A 17660-nucleotide genomic window follows, 5' to 3' on the forward strand; every position below is an offset into this window, starting at 1 on the left:
GTGAAGCGCGGCGAGCGAAAGGTGAAATCGGTCACAAAGCATTCGCTGTTCTACTATAAATCTCATAAGATTAGTTGCGGAGAGAGACGCGATGGAAATCAAACTGCATGCTAACGCCACCACCACACCGCGTATCCGTCGCTATCTTCAGCAGTCAGATAAAAGCGACAGAGAGCTAGCTGTTGAACTGGGGATCTCGGTCACCACCGTCAGGCGCTGGCGCAACCGCGACCAGGTTTCGGATAACCACACAACGCCAAAAGTGATACACAAAGCATTGAGACAAGAGCAGGCGGCACTGATAAATGCCCTGCGGGATATCACTGGGGCACCGCTGGATGAACTGCTGCTGCTGGTGAATGACGGACTCGGGATCGCCGTTTCCCGCGCGACCCTGAACCGCTACCTCAAACCGGCTTCGGTAAGACAAAAGGGGGCGTCGTTGCAGGGCAAAAAGGCGCTGAAGGCCGGTATCATGCCGCAGAAGCTACTTCTGCATCATCAGCCGCTATCGCTGCATATGGACGACGGTGGGGAGCAACACCTGCTCTGGGCGCGTGAACCCGTCAGCGGCTGGTGCTACGCCCGGCTTTATGCCGGTGTCTCGCCGCAGTTGCTGACCCGCTGGACGAACGAGGTGCTGGCTGCCTGTCCGGCTGATATTCAATCTATTGAGACTTTTGGGCTAGAAGTGAACTTGCCGGAGCATAACGTCATCGTAAAAGTGCATTCACAGTATTATCTTGCCCTTCAGGTCGCCGTGCCGTTACGTGAGATCATTCCGCGCGTGAATAGTGAACCGGCGGGAGAACTGTTGATCCAGCTGTGTGAATTTTTCAACCGGGGAAAAGCGCAGAAAAAGCTGGGGGAGAGTACGCCGCAGGCGTTTCTGGAAGCGCTGCGGCGTAACGATTAGACGATCCCGAGTACGTCTTCCGGCGGACGGCCGATACGCGCCTTGCCGTTCGCCACGACAATCGGGCGCTCAATCAGCTTAGGATTGTCGACCATCGCCTGAATCAGCCGATCTTCAGTGAGACTGGTATCGTTCAGATTGAGCGATTTATACAGATCTTCTTTCTGACGCATCAGCTCGCGTGCGCTGCCCATGTTCAGCATCTTCAGCAACTGGCGGATCGTCTGCGCGTCCGGGGGCGTCTCCAGATACAACACCACTTCCGGCTCGATGTCGTTAGACTTCAGCAGATTCAGAGTCTCGCGGCTCTTGGAGCAGCGAGGGTTATGGTAAATTTTTACCGCGTCTGTCATGACTTCTCCTTTATTACATCTTCTCGTACGGCTTAAAGCGTTGTTGCAGGCCACGCAGCTGGTCGATTCGCGCATCGTAGCGGGCCTGTTGCAGGCTGCCGAGCTTCACCTGTGAGCTGGCGCTGCTTAGCAGGGATATGGCCTGATCGAGGCGCCCCGCCAGCGCCAGACCTTCCGCACGCGCGGCCAGCTCCTGATCGCGATTACCCAGTTGCCCCTGGGCCTGGGCGAGCAGCTCCCAGCCGTTCTGGTCATCTTTATTGTTAAAGGTATAGCGGTTCAGAATGGTCACCGCCTCGCCGGGCTGGCCGCCCTGTAAGTAGGCGTTCGCCAGGTTTAGCTGCAATACCGGATTGTTGCGAATGTCTTTCGCCCCTTTCAGACGGTTGATCGCATCGGTCGCTTTTTTCTGTCCTAAATCGATATCGGTTGCGAGGTCAAGATACCACGGATTGTCAGGCGCCGACGCCAGCAGCGGCTGTAGCGCTTTACGCGCTTCATCGTACTTGCTTGCTTCCATCGCCTGGAGTGCCTGACCATACTGCGAGGCGTTCTTCTCGCGCACGTTGCCTTTCGCCAGCGCGTCCAGCAGATCGCTGGTGAGCTGATTACGTCCGGAGTTGTACATGCCAAGCGTTCTCACTTTGGCCATGTAGAAATCCTGCGAGGACTGCACGACGACCGGACGCATCTGGTTAGCACGGTTACGCGCATCCGAGAGACGGCTTTCCGGCAACGGGTGGGTCAACAGAATTTCAGGCGGGCGCGACGAGTAGCGTGCCTGGTCGAGCAGTTTTTCCAGGAAGCTCGGCATGGCCTGCGGGTCAAAGCCGGAACGCTGTAAAACCTGAATGCCGATGCGGTCTGCTTCCTGCTCGTTCTGCTGGGTAAAGCTGATCATCCCCTGACGCGTTCCCGCCAGCGTCCCGGTAAGCGCCGCCATCCCGGCCTGCGGGCTGGCCATCGCCAGCAGAATAGAGCCCAGCGCGCCCACCCAGGTCAGAGGGGCGTTACGCTTCTGATCTTCCATCGCACGCGCCAGATGGCGCTGGGTGACGTGCGAAATTTCGTGCGCCATGACGGACGCCAGCTGGCTTTCGTTATCGGAATAACGGAACAACGCCGAATGCAGCACCACGTTCCCGCCAAAGAAGGCGAAGGCGTTGATTTCGTCGTTATTGATTAAATAGAAGTGGAAGGGCGTTTTTACCGAGTCTGCGTGCGCCACCAGTCGCATCCCCAGACCGTTGATGTACTGCACCAGCAAAGGGTCGTTAATCAGCGGAGCACTGCCGCGCAGCTGGCGTACGTAATAATCACCCATCTGCATCTCCTGCCCGATGGAGAGCGTGCTTCCTGCCGTGGTGCCCATGTCCGGCAATGAATCGGACGAGTCAGCGAAAGCGGGCAACACCTGACCCACCGTCACGGCGGCAATCAGTGTCGCAACCAGTGTTTTTCTCAACTGCCTGAACATAACCACTGTCCTGTATGTTGGATGTGCTAATTTGACCGATGAACCCGCATAACGTTCATCTCCGCTGCTCTGCGAGTGTAGCCGTGTTAAGAGATGAAGAAAATCCCATTCATCAGGGTTTTGCGAAACCTGACAGTGAAACAAAAAGGAAAGTCTTTTTTGTGACAGTTAGATACAATTCACCGTCTCACTCCCGCCATTCGATTCAGGGAAGGGTTGTATGCTCGAAATGTTAATGCAGTGGTATCGGCGTCGGTTTAGCGATCCGGAAGCCATTGCTTTGCTGGTCATTCTGGTTGCCGGATTCGGTATCCTGTTCTTCTTTAGTGGCCTGTTGGCACCGCTTCTGGTGGCGATTGTGCTGGCGTATCTGCTGGAGTGGCCCACCGCGCGTCTGGAACATATCGGCTGTTCCCGACGCTGGGCGACCAGCATTGTCCTGGTGCTGTTTGTCGGCATTCTGCTGCTGATGTCCTTCGTGGTGATGCCCATCGCCTGGCAACAGGGGATCTACCTGATCCGCGACATGCCCGGCATGCTGAATAAACTGTCTGATTTTGCCGCCACGCTGCCGCGCCGCTATCCTGCGCTGATGGACGCCGGGATCATCGATGCGATGGCCGAAAACATGCGCGCCCGCATCATGACCATGGGTGACTCGGTGGTGAAATACTCTCTGGCCTCGCTGGTGGGGTTGCTGACGCTGGCGGTTTACCTTGTTCTCGTGCCGTTAATGGTGTTTTTCCTGGTCAAAGATAAAGAGCAGATGCTGAACGCGGTGCGCCGCGTGCTGCCGCGCAATCGCGGTCTCGCCGGTCAGGTCTGGCAGGAGATGAACCAGCAGATCACCAACTACATTCGCGGTAAAGTGCTGGAGATGATTGTGGTGGGCGTGGCGACCTGGATTGGCTTCGTGATTTTCGGGCTGAACTACTCGCTGCTGCTGGCGGTGTTGGTCGGATTCTCGGTTCTGATCCCGTATATCGGCGCGTTTGTGGTGACCATTCCGGTAGTCGGTGTGGCGCTGTTCCAGTTTGGTCTGGGTACGGAGTTCTGGAGCTGTTTCGCCGTATACCTGATTATTCAGGGACTGGACGGGAACCTGCTGGTACCGGTGCTGTTCTCAGAAGCAGTTAACCTGCATCCGCTGGTGATTATCCTGTCAGTGGTGATTTTCGGCGGGCTGTGGGGATTCTGGGGCGTGTTCTTCGCCATTCCGCTGGCGACGCTGATTAAAGCCGTGGTCCACGCGTGGCCGGATGTGCCGGCGGTGGAAGAGAAGTAGATTTAGTGCGGGCTGATGCCCTCACCCCAACCCTCTCCCACGGGGCTGAGGGATCCCCAGTAATTTTTTTATGCAGAAGCAATAAAGTTGCTTTCTAAATGACTGAGGGCTGTCAGCGATGCTCTGGTCCGGCTGTAAATCGCTGAGGCGTTTGCCTTCCGGCCGGGGCGAGGCGCAGGGATGCGCCGAGAGGGCGGCTTTACAGGGACGTTGCCTCCGCCCGTACCCGATAAGCCGGAAGGAATAAGCCGAGGGCACCGCGAAGCGGCGATTTACCGCCGGGAGCCCGGGTCGCCAGGGTGGTGGCGACTGAGCCACCCTGGCACGTTCACCGGTCATATCGTTACAGAGTAGCAAGGAACATAAAGTGAACGGAATGACCACCACCGCCGTATGTTCCCCTCACCCTAACCCTCTCCCCGGAGGGACGAGGGGATTGCTCAGTGCTCGCATTAATTTGTGGGGAACCCTCAGCCCACGGGGAGAGGGGGCAAACACTAAAAACGGCAACCTGGGTTGCCGTTTTGCTGTTTATCAGGCGCTTTGTTTCAGCCAGTTCAACACCACGTCGTGGTGGTTGCTGGTTTTGAAATCATCAAACACGTGCTCAACTTTACCGTCAGCGTCAATCAGGAAGCTGATGCGGTGAATACCGTCGTACGTTTTGCCCATAAAGGACTTCTCACCCCAGACGCCAAACTGCTCGCAAACCTGGTGGTCTTCATCGGAAAGCAGCGTGAAGTTCAGCAGCTCTTTTTCCGCAAAACGTGACAGCTTCTCTGGTTTATCGGTGCTGATGCCCAGCACTTCCACACCGACCTTTTTCAACTCATCCATGTTGTCGCGTAAACCGCAGGCCTGTACGGTACAGCCCGGGGTCATGGCTTTCGGGTAGAAATAGACCAGAACACGCTGTCCCTGGAAGTCGGTCAAATTTACTTGCTCGCCGTCTTGATCCGGTAAGCTAAATTTCGGTGCGATATCACCGGCTTTCAGTGGGTTCATTACTCAACTCCATCCTGTTCGTGCTGCGAATAATCGACGACGCTTATACTGCCTTGCGCGTGTAATTCTGTACAGAGGGCTTTGAACGCTTGCTCGATATTTGACGCATCCTGCGAGGCAGGGCTGTGGGCGGTAATTTGAATAAACAGCGTCGGGATGGCGTTTTCATCGCCAGGCTGCGTGCGGGAAACCAGTTCGGCAATGTTCATCTGATGGCTGTCAAACAGTGCCGTAAAACGTTCAATCAGATGAGGTGAATCAGGCACTTCAACCTGTACCCAGACTGTGGCAGGCAGAGCCGGACGCGGGCGCGCGGTGGTGCGCTTCATCACAATCAGTAAATCCAGCTCTGCGCCTTTCAGCGGCAGGGTAGATTCGATGAGGGTAATGGCATTCCATGTTCCGGAAAGCAGCATGATGAACGTGAACTCTTCGCCAAGCATAGCCAGCCGGCTGTCTTCGATATTGCAGCCGCAGCTGCTCACGTGGCGAGTGATGGTATTCACGATACCCGGCCTGTCAGCACCCAGCGCAGTGATAACCAGGTAATGTTGTGATGAGGTTGTCAAACCTGTTCTTCCTTTGCGTGGTTAAGTCTTCCTAAGGAAAGCATAAAAAAAACATGCATACAACCGCCTGAGAGCCTCAGGTCGCTTGCTTTTATTACAGTTCCAAACGTAACATTGAGGCTCTTGTTCGCACAGAGGATGGCTCATGTTCACGGGAAGTATTGTCGCGCTTGTTACACCGATGGATGAAAAAGGTAATGTCTGCCGGTCAAGCATGAAGAAGCTCATTGATTACCATGTCGCCAATGGAACCTCGGCGATCGTTTCGGTAGGGACTACCGGTGAATCCGCCACGCTGAGCCACGAAGAGCACGGCGACGTTGTGATGCTGACCCTGGAACTGGCGGACGGGCGTATTCCGGTCATCGCGGGTACGGGCGCAAACGCAACGGCAGAGGCCATTAGCCTGACTCAGCGTTTTAACGACAGCGGCATTGTTGGCTGTCTGACGGTGACCCCTTACTACAACCGCCCAACTCAGGAAGGTTTGTTCCAGCATTTCAAAGCCATCGCTGAACATACTGACTTGCCACAAATTCTGTATAATGTGCCGTCCCGTACCGGTTGCGATATGCTGCCGGAAACCGTTGGCCGTCTCTCGAAAGTAAAAAATATTATCGGGATTAAAGAGGCGACAGGGAACTTAAGCCGCGTTCATCAGATCAAAGAGCTGGTTTCAGACGACTTTATCCTGTTGAGCGGTGATGATGCGACCGCACTGGACTTTATGCAGCTCGGTGGTAACGGCGTGATTTCCGTGACGGCGAACGTGGCGGCGCGTGATATGGCTGACATGTGCAAACTGGCCGCAGCCGGTCACTTTGATGAAGCTCGCGTGATTAATCAGCGTCTGATGCCGTTGCATAATAAATTATTTGTCGAACCCAATCCGATCCCAGTGAAATGGGCATGTAAGGAGTTGGGGCTTGTAGCAACCGACACGCTGCGTCTGCCAATGACACCGATTACCGACCATGGTCGTGAAATTGTCGCTGGCGCGCTGAAGCATGCCGGTTTGCTGTAAAGTTTAGGGAGATTTGATGGCTTATTCAGTACAGAAGTCGCGCCTGGCCAAGGTTGCGGGTGTTTCGCTTGTTATGCTCCTCGCTGCCTGTAGTTCAGACTCGCGCTACAAGCGCCAGGTGAGCGGTGATGAATCCTATCTGGATGCGCCGCCGCTTGCTGAACTTCACGCGCCTGCCGGCATGATCCTGCCGATCCAGAACGGTGATTATAATATTCCGGTTACCAACGGCAGCGGCCTGGTGGGTAAAGCGCTCGATATTCGTCCGCCAGCTCAGCCTCTGGCGCTGGTGAGTGGCGCACGCACGCAGTTCACCGGTGATACAGCTTCTCTGCTGGTGGAAAGCGCACGCGGTACCACGCTGTGGCCGCAGGTTGTGAGCGTCATTCAGTCGAAAAACTATACGATTGATAAACGCGACGACGCCAGCCAGACCTTAACCACCGACTGGATTGAGTGGAACCGTCTCGATGAAGACCAGCAGTATCGTGGTCGTTATCAAGTCTCCGTTAAGCCGCAGGGTTATCAGCAGGCGGTTACCGTTAAGCTGTTGAATCTTGAGCAGGCAGGTAAACCGGTTGCCGATCCGTCCGCCATGCAGCGCTACAGTACCGAAATGCTGAACGTGATTGCAGCGGGTCTGGATAAGAACGCTGCTGATGCCGCAAACGCCGCGCAGAACCGTAACGGCTCAACGTTTGACGTGCAGAGCGGTGCAGACGATACCGGCCTGCCAATGCTGGTGGTGCGTGCGCCGTTTAACCAGACCTGGCAGCGTCTGCCAGCCACGCTGGAAAAAGTGGGCATGAAGGTGACCGACAGCACCCGTTCAACGGGCAGCATCACAGCGACCTATAAGCCGCTGTCTGAAAGTGCCTGGCAGGAGCTGGGGGCAAGCGATCCACAGTTGCCTTCCGGTGACTACAAAATCCAGGTCGGCGACCTCGATAACCGCAGCAGCCTGCAGTTTATCGATCCGAAAGGACACACGCTGACCCAGGCGCAGAACGATGCGCTGGTCGCTGCCTTCCAGGCCGCATTCAGCAAATAATAGTGAGGGCTGGTTGATCCAGCCCTTTTTATTTTCGTGCCACGCAAACGTGTGCGTGGCATAATATAGCCAGTTTTGAATACAAATCATCACACCAGGAGTAATGAAGATGCAGAAGCAAGCTGAGTTGTATCGTGGCAAAGCGAAAACCGTATACAGCACGGAAAACCCGGATCTGTTGGTGCTCGAATTCCGCAATGATACGTCAGCAGGAGACGGCGCACGCATTGAGCAGTTCGATCGTAAGGGCATGGTGAACAACAAGTTCAACCACTTCATTATGACCAAACTGGCCGAAGCCGGTATCCCGACTCAGATGGAAGCGTTGTTGTCCGATACGGAATGTCTGGTAAAAAAACTGGATATGGTGCCGGTTGAGTGCGTGATCCGTAACCGTGCCGCAGGCTCCCTGGTGAAGCGTCTGGGCATTGAAGAGGGTATCGAACTGAATCCACCGCTGTTCGATCTGTTCCTGAAAAACGACGCCATGCATGACCCGATGGTCAACGAATCCTACTGCGAAACCTTCGGCTGGGTCAGCAAAGAGAACCTGGCGCGCATGCAGGAACTGACCTACAAAGCCAACGACGTGCTGAAAAAGCTGTTTGATGACGCGGGCCTGATCCTGGTCGACTTCAAGCTGGAGTTCGGTCTGTACAAAGGCGAAGTGGTGCTGGGCGACGAGTTCTCTCCTGACGGCAGCCGCCTGTGGGACAAAGAGACGCTGGATAAAATGGACAAAGACCGTTTCCGCCAGAGTCTGGGTGGCGTGGTCGAAGCGTACGAAGCGGTTGCTCACCGTTTAGGCGTTAAGCTCGACTAAACTGCGCATTTGCCAAAGGATGTTGGCATCCTTTGGCGTCTTATCCTTGTTTACTATGGTAATCCTTTCATTAACCGCCTACGATCATAGCTATTATAAATGGAATAGTTCGAGGTGTTTATGCGCTGGCAAGGGCGTCGTGAAAGTGACAACGTAGAAGACAGACGCAGCAGTGGTGGCGGTGGTCCGTCTATGGGCGGGCCAGGTTTCCGGTTACCCAGCGGCAAGGGCGGTATTATTCTGCTGGTCGTCGTGCTGGTAGCGGGCTACTACGGTGTCGACCTGACCGGTTTGATGACCGGTGAAACCGGGCAACAGCAGCAGTATTCTCAGCGCTCCATCAGCCCGAATGAAGATGAAGCGGCGAAATTTACTTCCGTTATTCTCGCGACGACCGAAGATACCTGGGGTCAGCAGTTCGAGAAAATGGGGCGGACTTATCAGCCGCCAAAACTGGTGATGTACCGGGGAGCAACCCGCACGGGCTGCGGCACCGGGCAGTCCGTTATGGGGCCGTTCTACTGCCCGGCGGACAGCACCGTCTATATCGATCTCTCCTTCTATGACGACATGAAAAGCAAGCTGGGCGCCGACGGCGATTTTGCCCAGGGCTACGTGATCGCGCATGAAGTCGGCCACCATGTGCAGAAGCTCCTCGGCATTGAACCTAAAGTGCGTCAGATGCAGCAGAATGCGTCTCAGGCGGAGGTGAATCATCTCTCCGTACGCATGGAGCTTCAGGCCGACTGCTTCGCTGGCGTCTGGGGACACAGCATGCAGCAGCAGGGCGTGCTGGAAACAGGCGATCTGGAAGAGGCCCTGAATGCCGCACAGGCGATTGGTGACGATCGCTTGCAGCAGCAAAGCCAGGGGCGCGTTGTGCCGGACAGCTTTACCCATGGCACCTCAGAGCAGCGCTACAGCTGGTTTAAGCGTGGCTTTGACAGCGGCAACCCATCGCAGTGTAATACCTTCGGCAAAGCTATGTGATGTTGGGGGTTGAACAGCTGGTTAACCAGCTTCAGCGTACCGGGCACCGCCGGCTGGTGGTGCTTAGCGGCGATGAAGCGTGGACGTTGAGCCAGGCGACCATCCTGCGCGATACGTTACCAGGAGACTGGCTGTGGCTGGAGGAAAACCCCTCTAAGGCCATCAGCGGCCTGCTGGGACGTGAATATCTGCACGCCGTTTTTGACGCGCGTCGCGGGTTTGACGTCTCGGCCTTCGCCGCCCTCAGCGGGACCCTGCGCGCCGGAAGCCTTCTGGTGCTGCTGGTGCCGCCGTTCTCCGTCTGGGCTAACAGGCCCGACGCGGATTCTCTACGCTGGAGCGACAGCGCCGAGCCGATCGCCACCCCGCACTTTGTTTACCATTTTTGCCGGACGCTGGCCGCCGATTCAGATGCTATCGTCTGGCATCAACATCGTCCTCTGTGCCTTCCCGTTGCGCCAGATTTACCCGCCTGGCAGCCCGCCAGCGGTGAACCGCAGCGCGAGCAGGCTGCGATCCTCGACGCGCTTCTGACCATGCCTGCTGGCGTGGCTGCCGTGACGGCCCCGCGCGGACGAGGAAAGTCCGCCCTGGCGGGCATGTTGCTCAACGGCATTCAGGGTAGTGCTGTAGTGACCGCACCGGCAAAAGGGGCGACGGATGTCATCGCGCGTTTCGCCGGGGAACATTTTCACTTTATGGCCCCGGATGCGCTGCTGGCCTCCACAACAGAAGCTGACTGGCTGATTGTCGATGAGGCGGCCGCCATCCCCGGCCCGCTGCTCGAGAAACTGACGATGCGCTTTCCCCGCGTGTTGTTGACCACTACGGTGCAGGGTTATGAAGGCACGGGCAGGGGATTCCTGCTGAAGTTCTGCGCCCGGTTCAGCGGTCTGCGGCGATATACCTTATCAACTCCTGTACGCTGGGCTGCCGGATGTCCTCTTGAGCGAATCGTGGCGAACGCGCTGCTGTTCGACGATGCGCTTATCGATCGCAAACCGGCAGGGGAGGTAAGTTTAACGTCGCTGGAGCCCGGGGTGTGGGAGAGTGATCCGGCGCGCGGGGCAGGCGTGTATGAACTGCTGTGTGCCGCGCACTACCGGACGTCCCCCCTCGATTTACGCCGGATGATGGACGCCCCCGGCCAGCACTTTGCTGTTGCTCATGCGGGCGCGGAGATCGCTGGCGCGCTCTGGCTGGTGGAGGAGGGGGGATTACCCCCTGAACTTAGCCGCGCAGTATGGGCGGGGTTTCGTCGGCCGCGTGGAAATCTGGTGGCACAATCGCTGGCGGCGCACGGCGGTTCGCCTCTCGCGGCGACGCTGAAAGGCCGACGCGTCAGCCGTATTGCGGTTCATCCTCATCGCCAGCGGGAAGGCATCGGCCAGGGGCTGATCCGCAGTGCCAGCGGAGAAGATTATCTCTCGGTCAGCTTTGGCTATACCGACGAGCTGTGGCGTTTCTGGCGGCAGTGCGGGTTTGTGCTGGTGCGAATGGGCAGCCACCGGGAGGCCAGCAGCGGGTGCTATACGGCGATGGCGTTGCTGCCGCTGAGCGAGGCGGGGCATCAGCTCTGCGAAGAGGCGCATCAGCGTTTATGTCGTGATATGCGCGTCCTGTCGGCCTGGAATGGCGAAAAGATCCCGGTGATGGATGCATGGGAAGCTACCCTTAATAGTGACGACTGGCTGGAGCTGGCGGGGTTTGCCTTTGCGCACCGGGCGTTTTCAACCTCGGTTGCGGCGCTAACGCGATTGTTGTTTGCCGTGGAAATGCCGCTCCCGGCGCTGCGTGGGAAAATGGAAGGGAATACGCACGATTTCGGGCGCAAAGCGTTGCTGGCGAAGCTACGCGAGGAAACCGCTCACGCGCTTGAAAGGCTTGATTACTCTCGTAGCCAGCGGCTGAAAGCCGACATTTTGCAATGGCAATTTTTTCAATGACTTCTTCAGTAAAGTGGCATGGTCATTACCCCGCAGAGGCGTAAAATCCTGCTTAACAATTAAGGAGATCGCCATGAAACATGACCATTTTGTTGTGCAAAGCCCGGATACACCTGCTAAACAGCTACTGCTTCTGTTTCATGGCGTGGGCGACAATGCCGTCAATATGGGACAGATTGGCAGCTGGTTTGCACCCGTTTTCCCACACGCGCTGATCGTCAGTATCGGCGGCGTGGAGCCCTGCGGTCCGGACGGGCGGCAGTGGTTTTCCGTCGAGGGCGTGACGGAGGAAAATCGTCAGGCGCGTATTGATACCGTTATGCCAGCTTTTATCAATACCGTGCGTTACTGGCAGCAGCAGAGCGGCGTAGGTGCCAATGCAACAGCGCTGATTGGCTTCTCTCAGGGCTCAATCATGTCGCTGGAAAGCGTAAAAGCGCAGCCCGGACTGGTGTCCCGCGTGATTGCCTTCAACGGGCGTTTTGCGACGTTACCGCAAAGCGCGACCACGCAGACCACGATCCATCTCATTCATGGGGGTGAAGACCGGGTAATTGAGCTTTCGCATGCGGTTGCAGCCCAGGAGACGCTGATGCGCGAGGGCGGGGATGTGACGCTGGATATCGTGGACGATCTGGGGCATGCCATTGACGATCGCAGCATGCAGTTCGCGCTCAATCATCTGCGTTATACCGTACCTAAGCACTACTTTGATGAAGCGCTCAGCGGCGGTAAGCCGAATGACGATGATATCGTCGAGTTTATGTGAGGTTTCCCCTCTCCCTAGGGAGAGGGTAAACAAAGCGATTACTTCTTCTGGTCCTTCTTCGGCCAGTCGTCTTCATCGTCCCACTTGTCGTTAAAATCACGGTGCGGCGGAAGATCCGGTTTGTTGGCAAGGAACTTTTTGTGGTCAACGCGCTTGAGATCTTTAATCACGTTAAGCAGCACGCCTACCAGAAATACCAACACCAGAATCCACCAGTACTTTGAAAGCCAGTCCATTCGCTAATCCTCTTTAAGCACCCGTCAGGCGACGAGCTGCTCCATAATACGTTGATACATGCGGGCCAGCAGTTGTAAATCGGCAGCGTTCACGCATTCATTGATTTTGTGAATCGTCGCGTTAACCGGACCCAGTTCGACAACCTGTGCGCCCATGCGGGCAATAAAGCGTCCGTCAGATGTGCCGCCCGTTGTCAGCAGCTGTGGCTTAATTTCATTATAGTGCGCAATGGCGTTCACTACCGCATCCACCAGTTTACCGCGCTGCGTCAGGAACGGCTGGCCAGACAGCCACCAGTCGAGGGTATAGCGCAGCTGGTATTTCTCTAGCAGCGCAATCACGCGCGCTTTTATCATCTCGTCGGTCAGTTCGGTGCTGAAGCGGAAGTTAAACTGGACGAAGAGATCGCCGGGAATGACGTTGTTGCTGCCGGTGCCGGCCTTGATGTTGGCTATTTGCATGCTGGTTGGCGGGAAAAATTCGTTGCCTTTATCCCATTCAATGCCCACCAGTTCGTTCAGCATCGGCGCGGCGCGGTGTACCGGGTTATCCGCCAGGTGCGGATAGGCAACGTGGCCCTGCACGCCATGAATGGTCAAATTGCAGGTCAGGGATCCACGGCGGCCATTTTTCACCACATCGCCCACCACTTCGGTACTGGACGGTTCGCCCACCAGACAGTAGTCCAGACGTTCATTGCGCGCCATCAGCGCCTCAACGACCTTCACGGTGCCGTTGTGGGCGCTGGCTTCTTCATCGGAGGTAATCAAAAACGCAAGACGGTTTTTATGGTTCGGATGCTGGGCGACGAAACGCTCTGCCGCCACGACCATCGCAGCCAGGGAACCTTTCATATCCGCAGCGCCTCGTCCGAAAAGCATGCCGTCGCGGATGGTTGGCTCAAAAGGCGGGTTGATCCAGCGGTCTGCGTCGCCTGCGGGAACTACGTCGGTATGTCCGGCAAACGCCAGCGTCTCCCCCTGACCGCGCCATGCCCAGAAGTTCTGCGTATCGCCAAAATCCATGTGCTCGACGGTAAAACCGATGGCACGCAGGCGCTCAATCATTAATGCCTGACAACCTGCGTCGTCCGGGCTAAGGGAAGGACGGCGAATAAGCTGCTGAGTCAGCTCAATGACCGGGCATGACATAGACTACACCTCAACGAATAAATCTGAATAAAGGGTTTCACTGAAACCCAGCAGCATAGGCTGACCTGGCTTGCAGAGCAATGGGCGTTTGATGATTGCCGGCATTTCAAGCATCAGTTTGGCTGCGCTGTCGGCGTTGTTGATCGTGGCCCGGAGAGATTCATCCAGTTTTCGCCAGGTGGTCCCGCGGGTGTTCAGCAGCGCTTCCCAGCCCAGTTCGTTGATGGCGGAATGGAGAAACGCGGGGTCAAGCCCGTCGGTACGGTAATCATGGAAGCGATAGTCGATGTTGTGTGCTTCCAGCCAGCGGCGGGCTTTTTTAATCGTATCGCAATTCTTAATGCCGTACATCACAACCATAGTGAATCCTTTTGTTCTTGTGTGGATTAAATGTTCAATATTTTCGAAGATATATCCTTAAGTGGAATATAACATATTCGGAATTTTTCGTGATTTACAATTCTCCATAATTCAACGAACAGCTGTACGCTGAATAGTGTTCCATCTTTTAAGCATAGTTGTCCACTCTGTATAAATTGCCAATAAACTCAGGGGGAAATTAAAAATGCTGTCATTTTTCTGACTATTTCAAAATATTGCTGTAGGTCACATAAAATTTACCCGGCAACGCTCATAGTGATCCTAAACCTACCTGCACAGCGAGGCTCAATCACAGCAATCGGTTAAAGTGGCTTCACAATGATGATACGTTTTCGTAGAATGCACATAATAATAAGAGAGGTTGTTATGATTGAACATGAACTGGGGAACTGGAAAGATTTTATCGAAGGCATGCTTCGTAAATGAATTTCCGGTAAGAAATGCAAGAGCACTTAATTAACTAAAATAACCATAGTGTGAAAGAATCACACAATAAAAAGGCGGCCTGTAAAGCCGCCTTTTTTTTATTTCAACGGGTTATTCCGGCTTATCCTTCAGCGGGAAACGACGGCGTATCAGCACAAAGAACAGCGGTACGAAATAGATAGCCAGAATCGTCGCGGAAATCATTCCCCCCATAACGCCCGTTCCCACCGCGTGCTGGCTGCTGGAGCCTGCGCCGGAGCTGGTGGCCATCGGCAGGACGCCAAACACAAACGCCAGAGAAGTCATCAGGATCGGGCGCAGGCGCTGACGACAGGCGTGCAGCGTGGCGGCCATCAGTTCGTGACCTTTGGCATTCATCTCATTGGCAAATTCGACGATCAGAATGGCGTTTTTCGCCGACAATCCGATTACGGTGAGGAGTCCGACCTGGAAATAGACATCGTTTTCCAGGCCACGCATCCAGGTTGCCAGCAGCGCGCCGATGACCCCGAGAGGCACCACCAGCATTACCGAGAACGGCACTGACCAGCTTTCATACAGCGCCGCCAGGCAGAGGAACACCACCAGCAGCGACAGGGCATACAGGGCAGGCGCCTGCGCGCCGGAAAGCCGTTCCTGGTAGGACATCGCCGTCCACTCCAGGCCAAAGCCGGTCGGTAACTGCTGAACCAGTTTTTCCATAATGTCCATTGCAGTACCGGTACTGACGCCAGGCGCGGCTTCACCGACAATCTCCAGCGCCGAATAGCCGTTGTAACGCTCCAGACGCGGCGAACCGGTCTCCCAGCGTGACGTCGCAAACGCCGAGAACGGCACCATGCCGCCGGTGTTATTGCGCACATACCAGCGGTTGATATCGTCCGGCAGCATGCGGTATTTGGCAGCAGACTGAACGTAGACCTTTTTCACGCGACCGCGATCCATAAAGTCATTCACGTAGCTTGAGCCCCATGCCGTTTGCAGGGTGTCGTTAATGTCGTCGATGGAGACGCCCAGCGCCTGCGCTTTACGCTGGTCGATATCCACCTGTAGCTGAGGGCTGTCATCCAGACCGTTATGACGAACGCGGGTAAGCTGCGGATCTTTCCCGGCCAGCTCGAGCAGTTTATCGCGAGCTGCCATCAACGCGTCATGCCCGGCACCCGCGTGATCCTGAAGCTCCATATCAAATCCGGCTGAGCTGCCCAGGCCACTGATAGCGGGCGGGCTGCTGGCGAAAACGCGCGCTTCCTTGATTTTGTTGAACGCTTTAGTTGCACGTTCAATGATGGCAAAGGAGGAGCCGCTATCGCTGTCGCGCTGGTCCCAGTCTTTCAGGCGCACAAACATACGCGCCACGTTCTGCCCGTTACCGCCAGGGCCAGAGCCGACGGTGGAGAAGACGGAGACCACGTTATCTTTCTCCTGAGTATGGAAGTAGTTCTCAACCTTCTGCACCACTTTCAGGGTCTGCTGCTGGGTCGAGCCGCTGGGTAACTGTACGGAGGTGATAAACATGCCGCGATCTTCCAGCGGCAGGAACGAGGTTGGCAGCCGCAGGAACAGGAAGACCATGCCGCCGAGCAGCAGGACATAAACCACCATCCAGCGCACGCTGCGGTGCAGTACTTTACCCACGCCCGCTTCATAGCGCGCCGCATTTCGGTTAAACATGCGGTTAAACCAGCCGAAGAAGCCTTTTTGACCGTGGTGTTCGCCCTTATGCAGCGGTTTGAGCAGCGTCGAGCACAGAGCAGGGGTAAGGATCATCGCCACCAGTACGGAGAGCACCATCGCAGAGACGATGGTGATCGAGAACTGGCGATAAATCGCGCCCGTAGTGCCGCCAAAAAACGCCATCGGGATAAATACCGCCGACAGCACCATGGCGATACCGACCAGCGCACCCTGAATTTGCCCCATCGATTTACGCGTGGCCTCGCGGGGCGAAAGCCCTTCCTCGCTCATGATGCGCTCGACGTTTTCCACCACCACGATGGCATCATCCACCAGCAGGCCGATGGCCAGCACCATGGCAAACATGGTCAGGGTGTTGATGCTGTAACCGAAGGCATACAGCACCGCAAAGGTTCCCAGCAACACCACCGGCACCGCAATGGTGGGGATCAGCGTGGCGCGGAAGTTTTGCAGGAACAGGTACATCACGAGGAACACCAGCGCGATAGCTTCGAGCAGGGTTTTCACCACATCTTCGATGGAGGCTTTTACGAATGAGGTGGTTTCGTAGGCGACTTTGTACTCCAGTCCGTGCGGGAAGTAATGCGACAGCTCATCCAGACGCTCTAACACCCGCTGCGCGGTCGCCATTTCGTTAGCGCCGGAGGCCAGTTTCACCCCCAGGCCGGACGCAGCATTGCCGTTAAAGCGGCTCAGGTAGTCATATTTTTCCGCCCCCATTTCCACGGTGGCGACATCCCCCAGACGCACTTCCGAACCGTCCTGATTCACGCGCAGAGTGATATTGCGGAACTGTTCAGGCGTCTGGAGCAGCGACTGGGAGTTGATGGTGGCGTTAAGCGCCTGGTTATCCACGGACGGCGTACCACCGAGCTGCCCCACGGCAATCTGAGCGTTCTGCGATTCGATAGCGTCGGTGACATCTTTGGCGGTCATCTGCACGCTGTTCAGCTTGTTGGGATCCAGCCAGATACGCATGGAATACTGCGAGCCGTAGGCGTCGATATCACCCACGCCGTTGATACGGCTGAGCGGGTCCTGAATATTACTGGCGACGTAGTCCGCGATGTCCTGCTTATCCATCGAGCCATCGGTTGAAACAAACGCGATGGTCAAAATATTGGTGTCACCGGTCTTACGCACGGTCACCCCCTGGTTCTGCACCGCCTGAGGCAGTTTACGCAGGGCCGATTGCAGCTGGTTTTGCACCTGCTGCACCGCTTCGTCCGGATCCGTGCCCGCCGTAAAGCTCAGGGTTACCGTCGCCTGGCCCGTGGCGCTGCTCTGCGAGGACATGTACATCAGGTTATCAAGACCCGTCATGTTCTGCTCGATAACCTGCGTGACGGTATTTTCCAGCGTCTGTGCCGAGGCGCCAGGGTAGTTCGCCGTGATACGCACGTTAGGGGGGGCGAGGTCGGGGTATTGCTCAACAGGAAGGGAAGTAATCGCCAGGACACCCGTCAGACACAACAGGATTGCTAGCACCCAGGCAAAAATGGGGCGATCGATGAAAAAATTCGCCATTAAAATGTGACCTCGTTTTGCTGCACGTCATT

17 protein-coding genes are annotated in these 17660 nt (G+C 56.0%); 9 read left to right on the forward strand and 8 right to left on the reverse strand.

Features of this window, described 5'->3' with window-relative positions:
* Positions 1-91 precede the first annotated feature (91 nt).
* Positions 92-916: a homeodomain-like domain protein gene (locus ACOT1A_RS03125; RefSeq protein ID WP_032623803.1), complete on the forward strand. Its 825-nt coding sequence runs from the start codon at positions 92-94 to the stop codon at positions 914-916.
* Here ACOT1A_RS03125 and arsC read toward each other — a convergent pair.
* Both arsC and bepA read right to left on the reverse strand, forming a co-directional pair.
* Entirely contained in the window at positions 913-1269 is a 357-nt protein-coding gene (arsC, locus tag ACOT1A_RS03130) for an arsenate reductase (glutaredoxin) (RefSeq protein WP_023300673.1), read from the reverse strand. The genes ACOT1A_RS03125 and arsC overlap by 4 nt on opposite strands.
* A gap of 13 nt (positions 1270-1282) precedes the next feature.
* Complete coding sequence (bepA, locus tag ACOT1A_RS03135; protein WP_058676999.1) at positions 1283-2746, reverse strand: beta-barrel assembly-enhancing protease; 1464 nt, start codon at positions 2744-2746, stop codon at positions 1283-1285.
* A 220-nt stretch (positions 2747-2966) separates the two neighbouring features.
* Here bepA and ACOT1A_RS03140 point away from each other — a divergent pair, with 220 nt between their 5' ends.
* Positions 2967-4031 (forward strand): AI-2E family transporter, encoded by a 1065-nt coding sequence (locus tag ACOT1A_RS03140; protein ID WP_003860546.1) that lies wholly within the window; start codon positions 2967-2969, stop codon positions 4029-4031.
* Between the two features lie 534 nt (positions 4032-4565).
* Here ACOT1A_RS03140 and bcp read toward each other — a convergent pair.
* Both bcp and ACOT1A_RS03150 read right to left on the reverse strand, forming a co-directional pair.
* Positions 4566-5036: a thioredoxin-dependent thiol peroxidase gene (bcp, locus tag ACOT1A_RS03145; protein ID WP_022648972.1), complete on the reverse strand. Its 471-nt coding sequence runs from the start codon at positions 5034-5036 to the stop codon at positions 4566-4568.
* Positions 5036-5605, reverse strand: coding sequence for a glycine cleavage system transcriptional repressor (locus ACOT1A_RS03150; RefSeq protein WP_000213743.1), 570 nt, complete (start codon positions 5603-5605; stop codon positions 5036-5038). Before ACOT1A_RS03150 ends, bcp begins: the two co-directional genes overlap by 1 nt.
* A gap of 145 nt (positions 5606-5750) precedes the next feature.
* Between ACOT1A_RS03150 and dapA the strand changes: the two genes are divergently transcribed.
* From dapA to ypfH, 6 genes are all read left to right on the forward strand, one after another.
* Entirely contained in the window at positions 5751-6629 is an 879-nt protein-coding gene (gene dapA / locus ACOT1A_RS03155; RefSeq protein ID WP_003860542.1) for a 4-hydroxy-tetrahydrodipicolinate synthase, read from the forward strand.
* A 16-nt stretch (positions 6630-6645) separates the two neighbouring features.
* Entirely contained in the window at positions 6646-7680 is a 1035-nt protein-coding gene (gene bamC / locus ACOT1A_RS03160) for an outer membrane protein assembly factor BamC (RefSeq protein WP_022648971.1), read from the forward strand.
* Between the two features lie 109 nt (positions 7681-7789).
* Positions 7790-8503, forward strand: coding sequence for a phosphoribosylaminoimidazolesuccinocarboxamide synthase (gene purC, locus ACOT1A_RS03165; RefSeq protein ID WP_001171626.1), 714 nt, complete (start codon positions 7790-7792; stop codon positions 8501-8503).
* A gap of 120 nt (positions 8504-8623) precedes the next feature.
* Positions 8624-9493, forward strand: a complete 870-nt coding sequence (locus ACOT1A_RS03170) for a neutral zinc metallopeptidase (RefSeq protein WP_022648970.1) — start codon at positions 8624-8626, stop codon at positions 9491-9493.
* Complete coding sequence (locus ACOT1A_RS03175; protein WP_276169900.1) at positions 9493-11439, forward strand: tRNA(Met) cytidine acetyltransferase TmcA; 1947 nt, start codon at positions 9493-9495, stop codon at positions 11437-11439. Before ACOT1A_RS03170 ends, ACOT1A_RS03175 begins: the two co-directional genes overlap by 1 nt.
* 73 nt (positions 11440-11512) lie before the next feature.
* Positions 11513-12208 carry an esterase gene (gene ypfH, locus ACOT1A_RS03180; protein ID WP_046619012.1) on the forward strand — a complete coding sequence of 232 codons (696 nt, stop codon included), beginning with the start codon at positions 11513-11515 and terminating at the stop codon, positions 12206-12208.
* Positions 12209-12246: 38 nt separating this feature from the next.
* On the opposite strand, the gene ACOT1A_RS03185 is transcribed toward ypfH, so the two are convergent.
* The 3 genes from ACOT1A_RS03185 to ACOT1A_RS03195 are packed head-to-tail and all read right to left on the reverse strand — an operon-like array spanning position 12247 to position 13956.
* Positions 12247-12444 (reverse strand): YpfN family protein, encoded by a 198-nt coding sequence (locus ACOT1A_RS03185; protein ID WP_000383991.1) that lies wholly within the window; start codon positions 12442-12444, stop codon positions 12247-12249.
* 24 nt (positions 12445-12468) lie between these two features.
* On the reverse strand, positions 12469-13596 hold the full coding sequence (dapE, locus tag ACOT1A_RS03190) for a succinyl-diaminopimelate desuccinylase (RefSeq protein WP_017383496.1): 1128 nt from the start codon (positions 13594-13596) through the stop codon (positions 12469-12471).
* A gap of 3 nt (positions 13597-13599) precedes the next feature.
* Entirely contained in the window at positions 13600-13956 is a 357-nt protein-coding gene (locus tag ACOT1A_RS03195; RefSeq protein WP_048965543.1) for an ArsC family reductase, read from the reverse strand.
* Positions 13957-14343: 387 nt separating this feature from the next.
* Here ACOT1A_RS03195 and ypfM point away from each other — a divergent pair, with 387 nt between their 5' ends.
* Complete coding sequence (ypfM, locus tag ACOT1A_RS03200; protein WP_100181659.1) at positions 14344-14403, forward strand: protein YpfM; 60 nt, start codon at positions 14344-14346, stop codon at positions 14401-14403.
* 111 nt (positions 14404-14514) lie between these two features.
* Here the strand turns inward: ypfM and acrD are convergent, their stop codons facing one another.
* Entirely contained in the window at positions 14515-17628 is a 3114-nt protein-coding gene (gene acrD, locus ACOT1A_RS03205; protein ID WP_022648965.1) for a multidrug efflux RND transporter permease AcrD, read from the reverse strand.
* Positions 17629-17660: the final 32 nt, after the last annotated feature.

The organism is Enterobacter cloacae complex sp. SYL003 (genome assembly GCF_049236925.1).
In the GTDB taxonomy this organism is placed as follows: Bacteria; Pseudomonadota; Gammaproteobacteria; order Enterobacterales; family Enterobacteriaceae; genus Enterobacter; species Enterobacter intestinihominis.

Coding starts and splice junctions, on each gene's coding strand:
- ACOT1A_RS03125 (WP_032623803.1), top strand. CDS start 92: ATGGAAATCAAACTGCATGCTAACGCCACCACCACACCGCGTATCCGT.
- arsC (WP_023300673.1), bottom strand. CDS start 1,269: ATGACAGACGCGGTAAAAATTTACCATAACCCTCGCTGCTCCAAGAGC.
- bepA (WP_058676999.1), bottom strand. CDS start 2,746: ATGTTCAGGCAGTTGAGAAAAACACTGGTTGCGACACTGATTGCCGCC.
- ACOT1A_RS03140 (WP_003860546.1), top strand. CDS start 2,967: ATGCTCGAAATGTTAATGCAGTGGTATCGGCGTCGGTTTAGCGATCCG.
- bcp (WP_022648972.1), bottom strand. CDS start 5,036: ATGAACCCACTGAAAGCCGGTGATATCGCACCGAAATTTAGCTTACCG.
- dapA (WP_003860542.1), top strand. CDS start 5,751: ATGTTCACGGGAAGTATTGTCGCGCTTGTTACACCGATGGATGAAAAA.
- bamC (WP_022648971.1), top strand. CDS start 6,646: ATGGCTTATTCAGTACAGAAGTCGCGCCTGGCCAAGGTTGCGGGTGTT.
- purC (WP_001171626.1), top strand. CDS start 7,790: ATGCAGAAGCAAGCTGAGTTGTATCGTGGCAAAGCGAAAACCGTATAC.
- ACOT1A_RS03170 (WP_022648970.1), top strand. CDS start 8,624: ATGCGCTGGCAAGGGCGTCGTGAAAGTGACAACGTAGAAGACAGACGC.
- ACOT1A_RS03175 (WP_276169900.1), top strand. CDS start 9,493: ATGTTGGGGGTTGAACAGCTGGTTAACCAGCTTCAGCGTACCGGGCAC.
- ypfH (WP_046619012.1), top strand. CDS start 11,513: ATGAAACATGACCATTTTGTTGTGCAAAGCCCGGATACACCTGCTAAA.
- ACOT1A_RS03185 (WP_000383991.1), bottom strand. CDS start 12,444: ATGGACTGGCTTTCAAAGTACTGGTGGATTCTGGTGTTGGTATTTCTG.
- dapE (WP_017383496.1), bottom strand. CDS start 13,596: ATGTCATGCCCGGTCATTGAGCTGACTCAGCAGCTTATTCGCCGTCCT.
- ACOT1A_RS03195 (WP_048965543.1), bottom strand. CDS start 13,956: ATGGTTGTGATGTACGGCATTAAGAATTGCGATACGATTAAAAAAGCC.
- acrD (WP_022648965.1), bottom strand. CDS start 17,628: ATGGCGAATTTTTTCATCGATCGCCCCATTTTTGCCTGGGTGCTAGCA.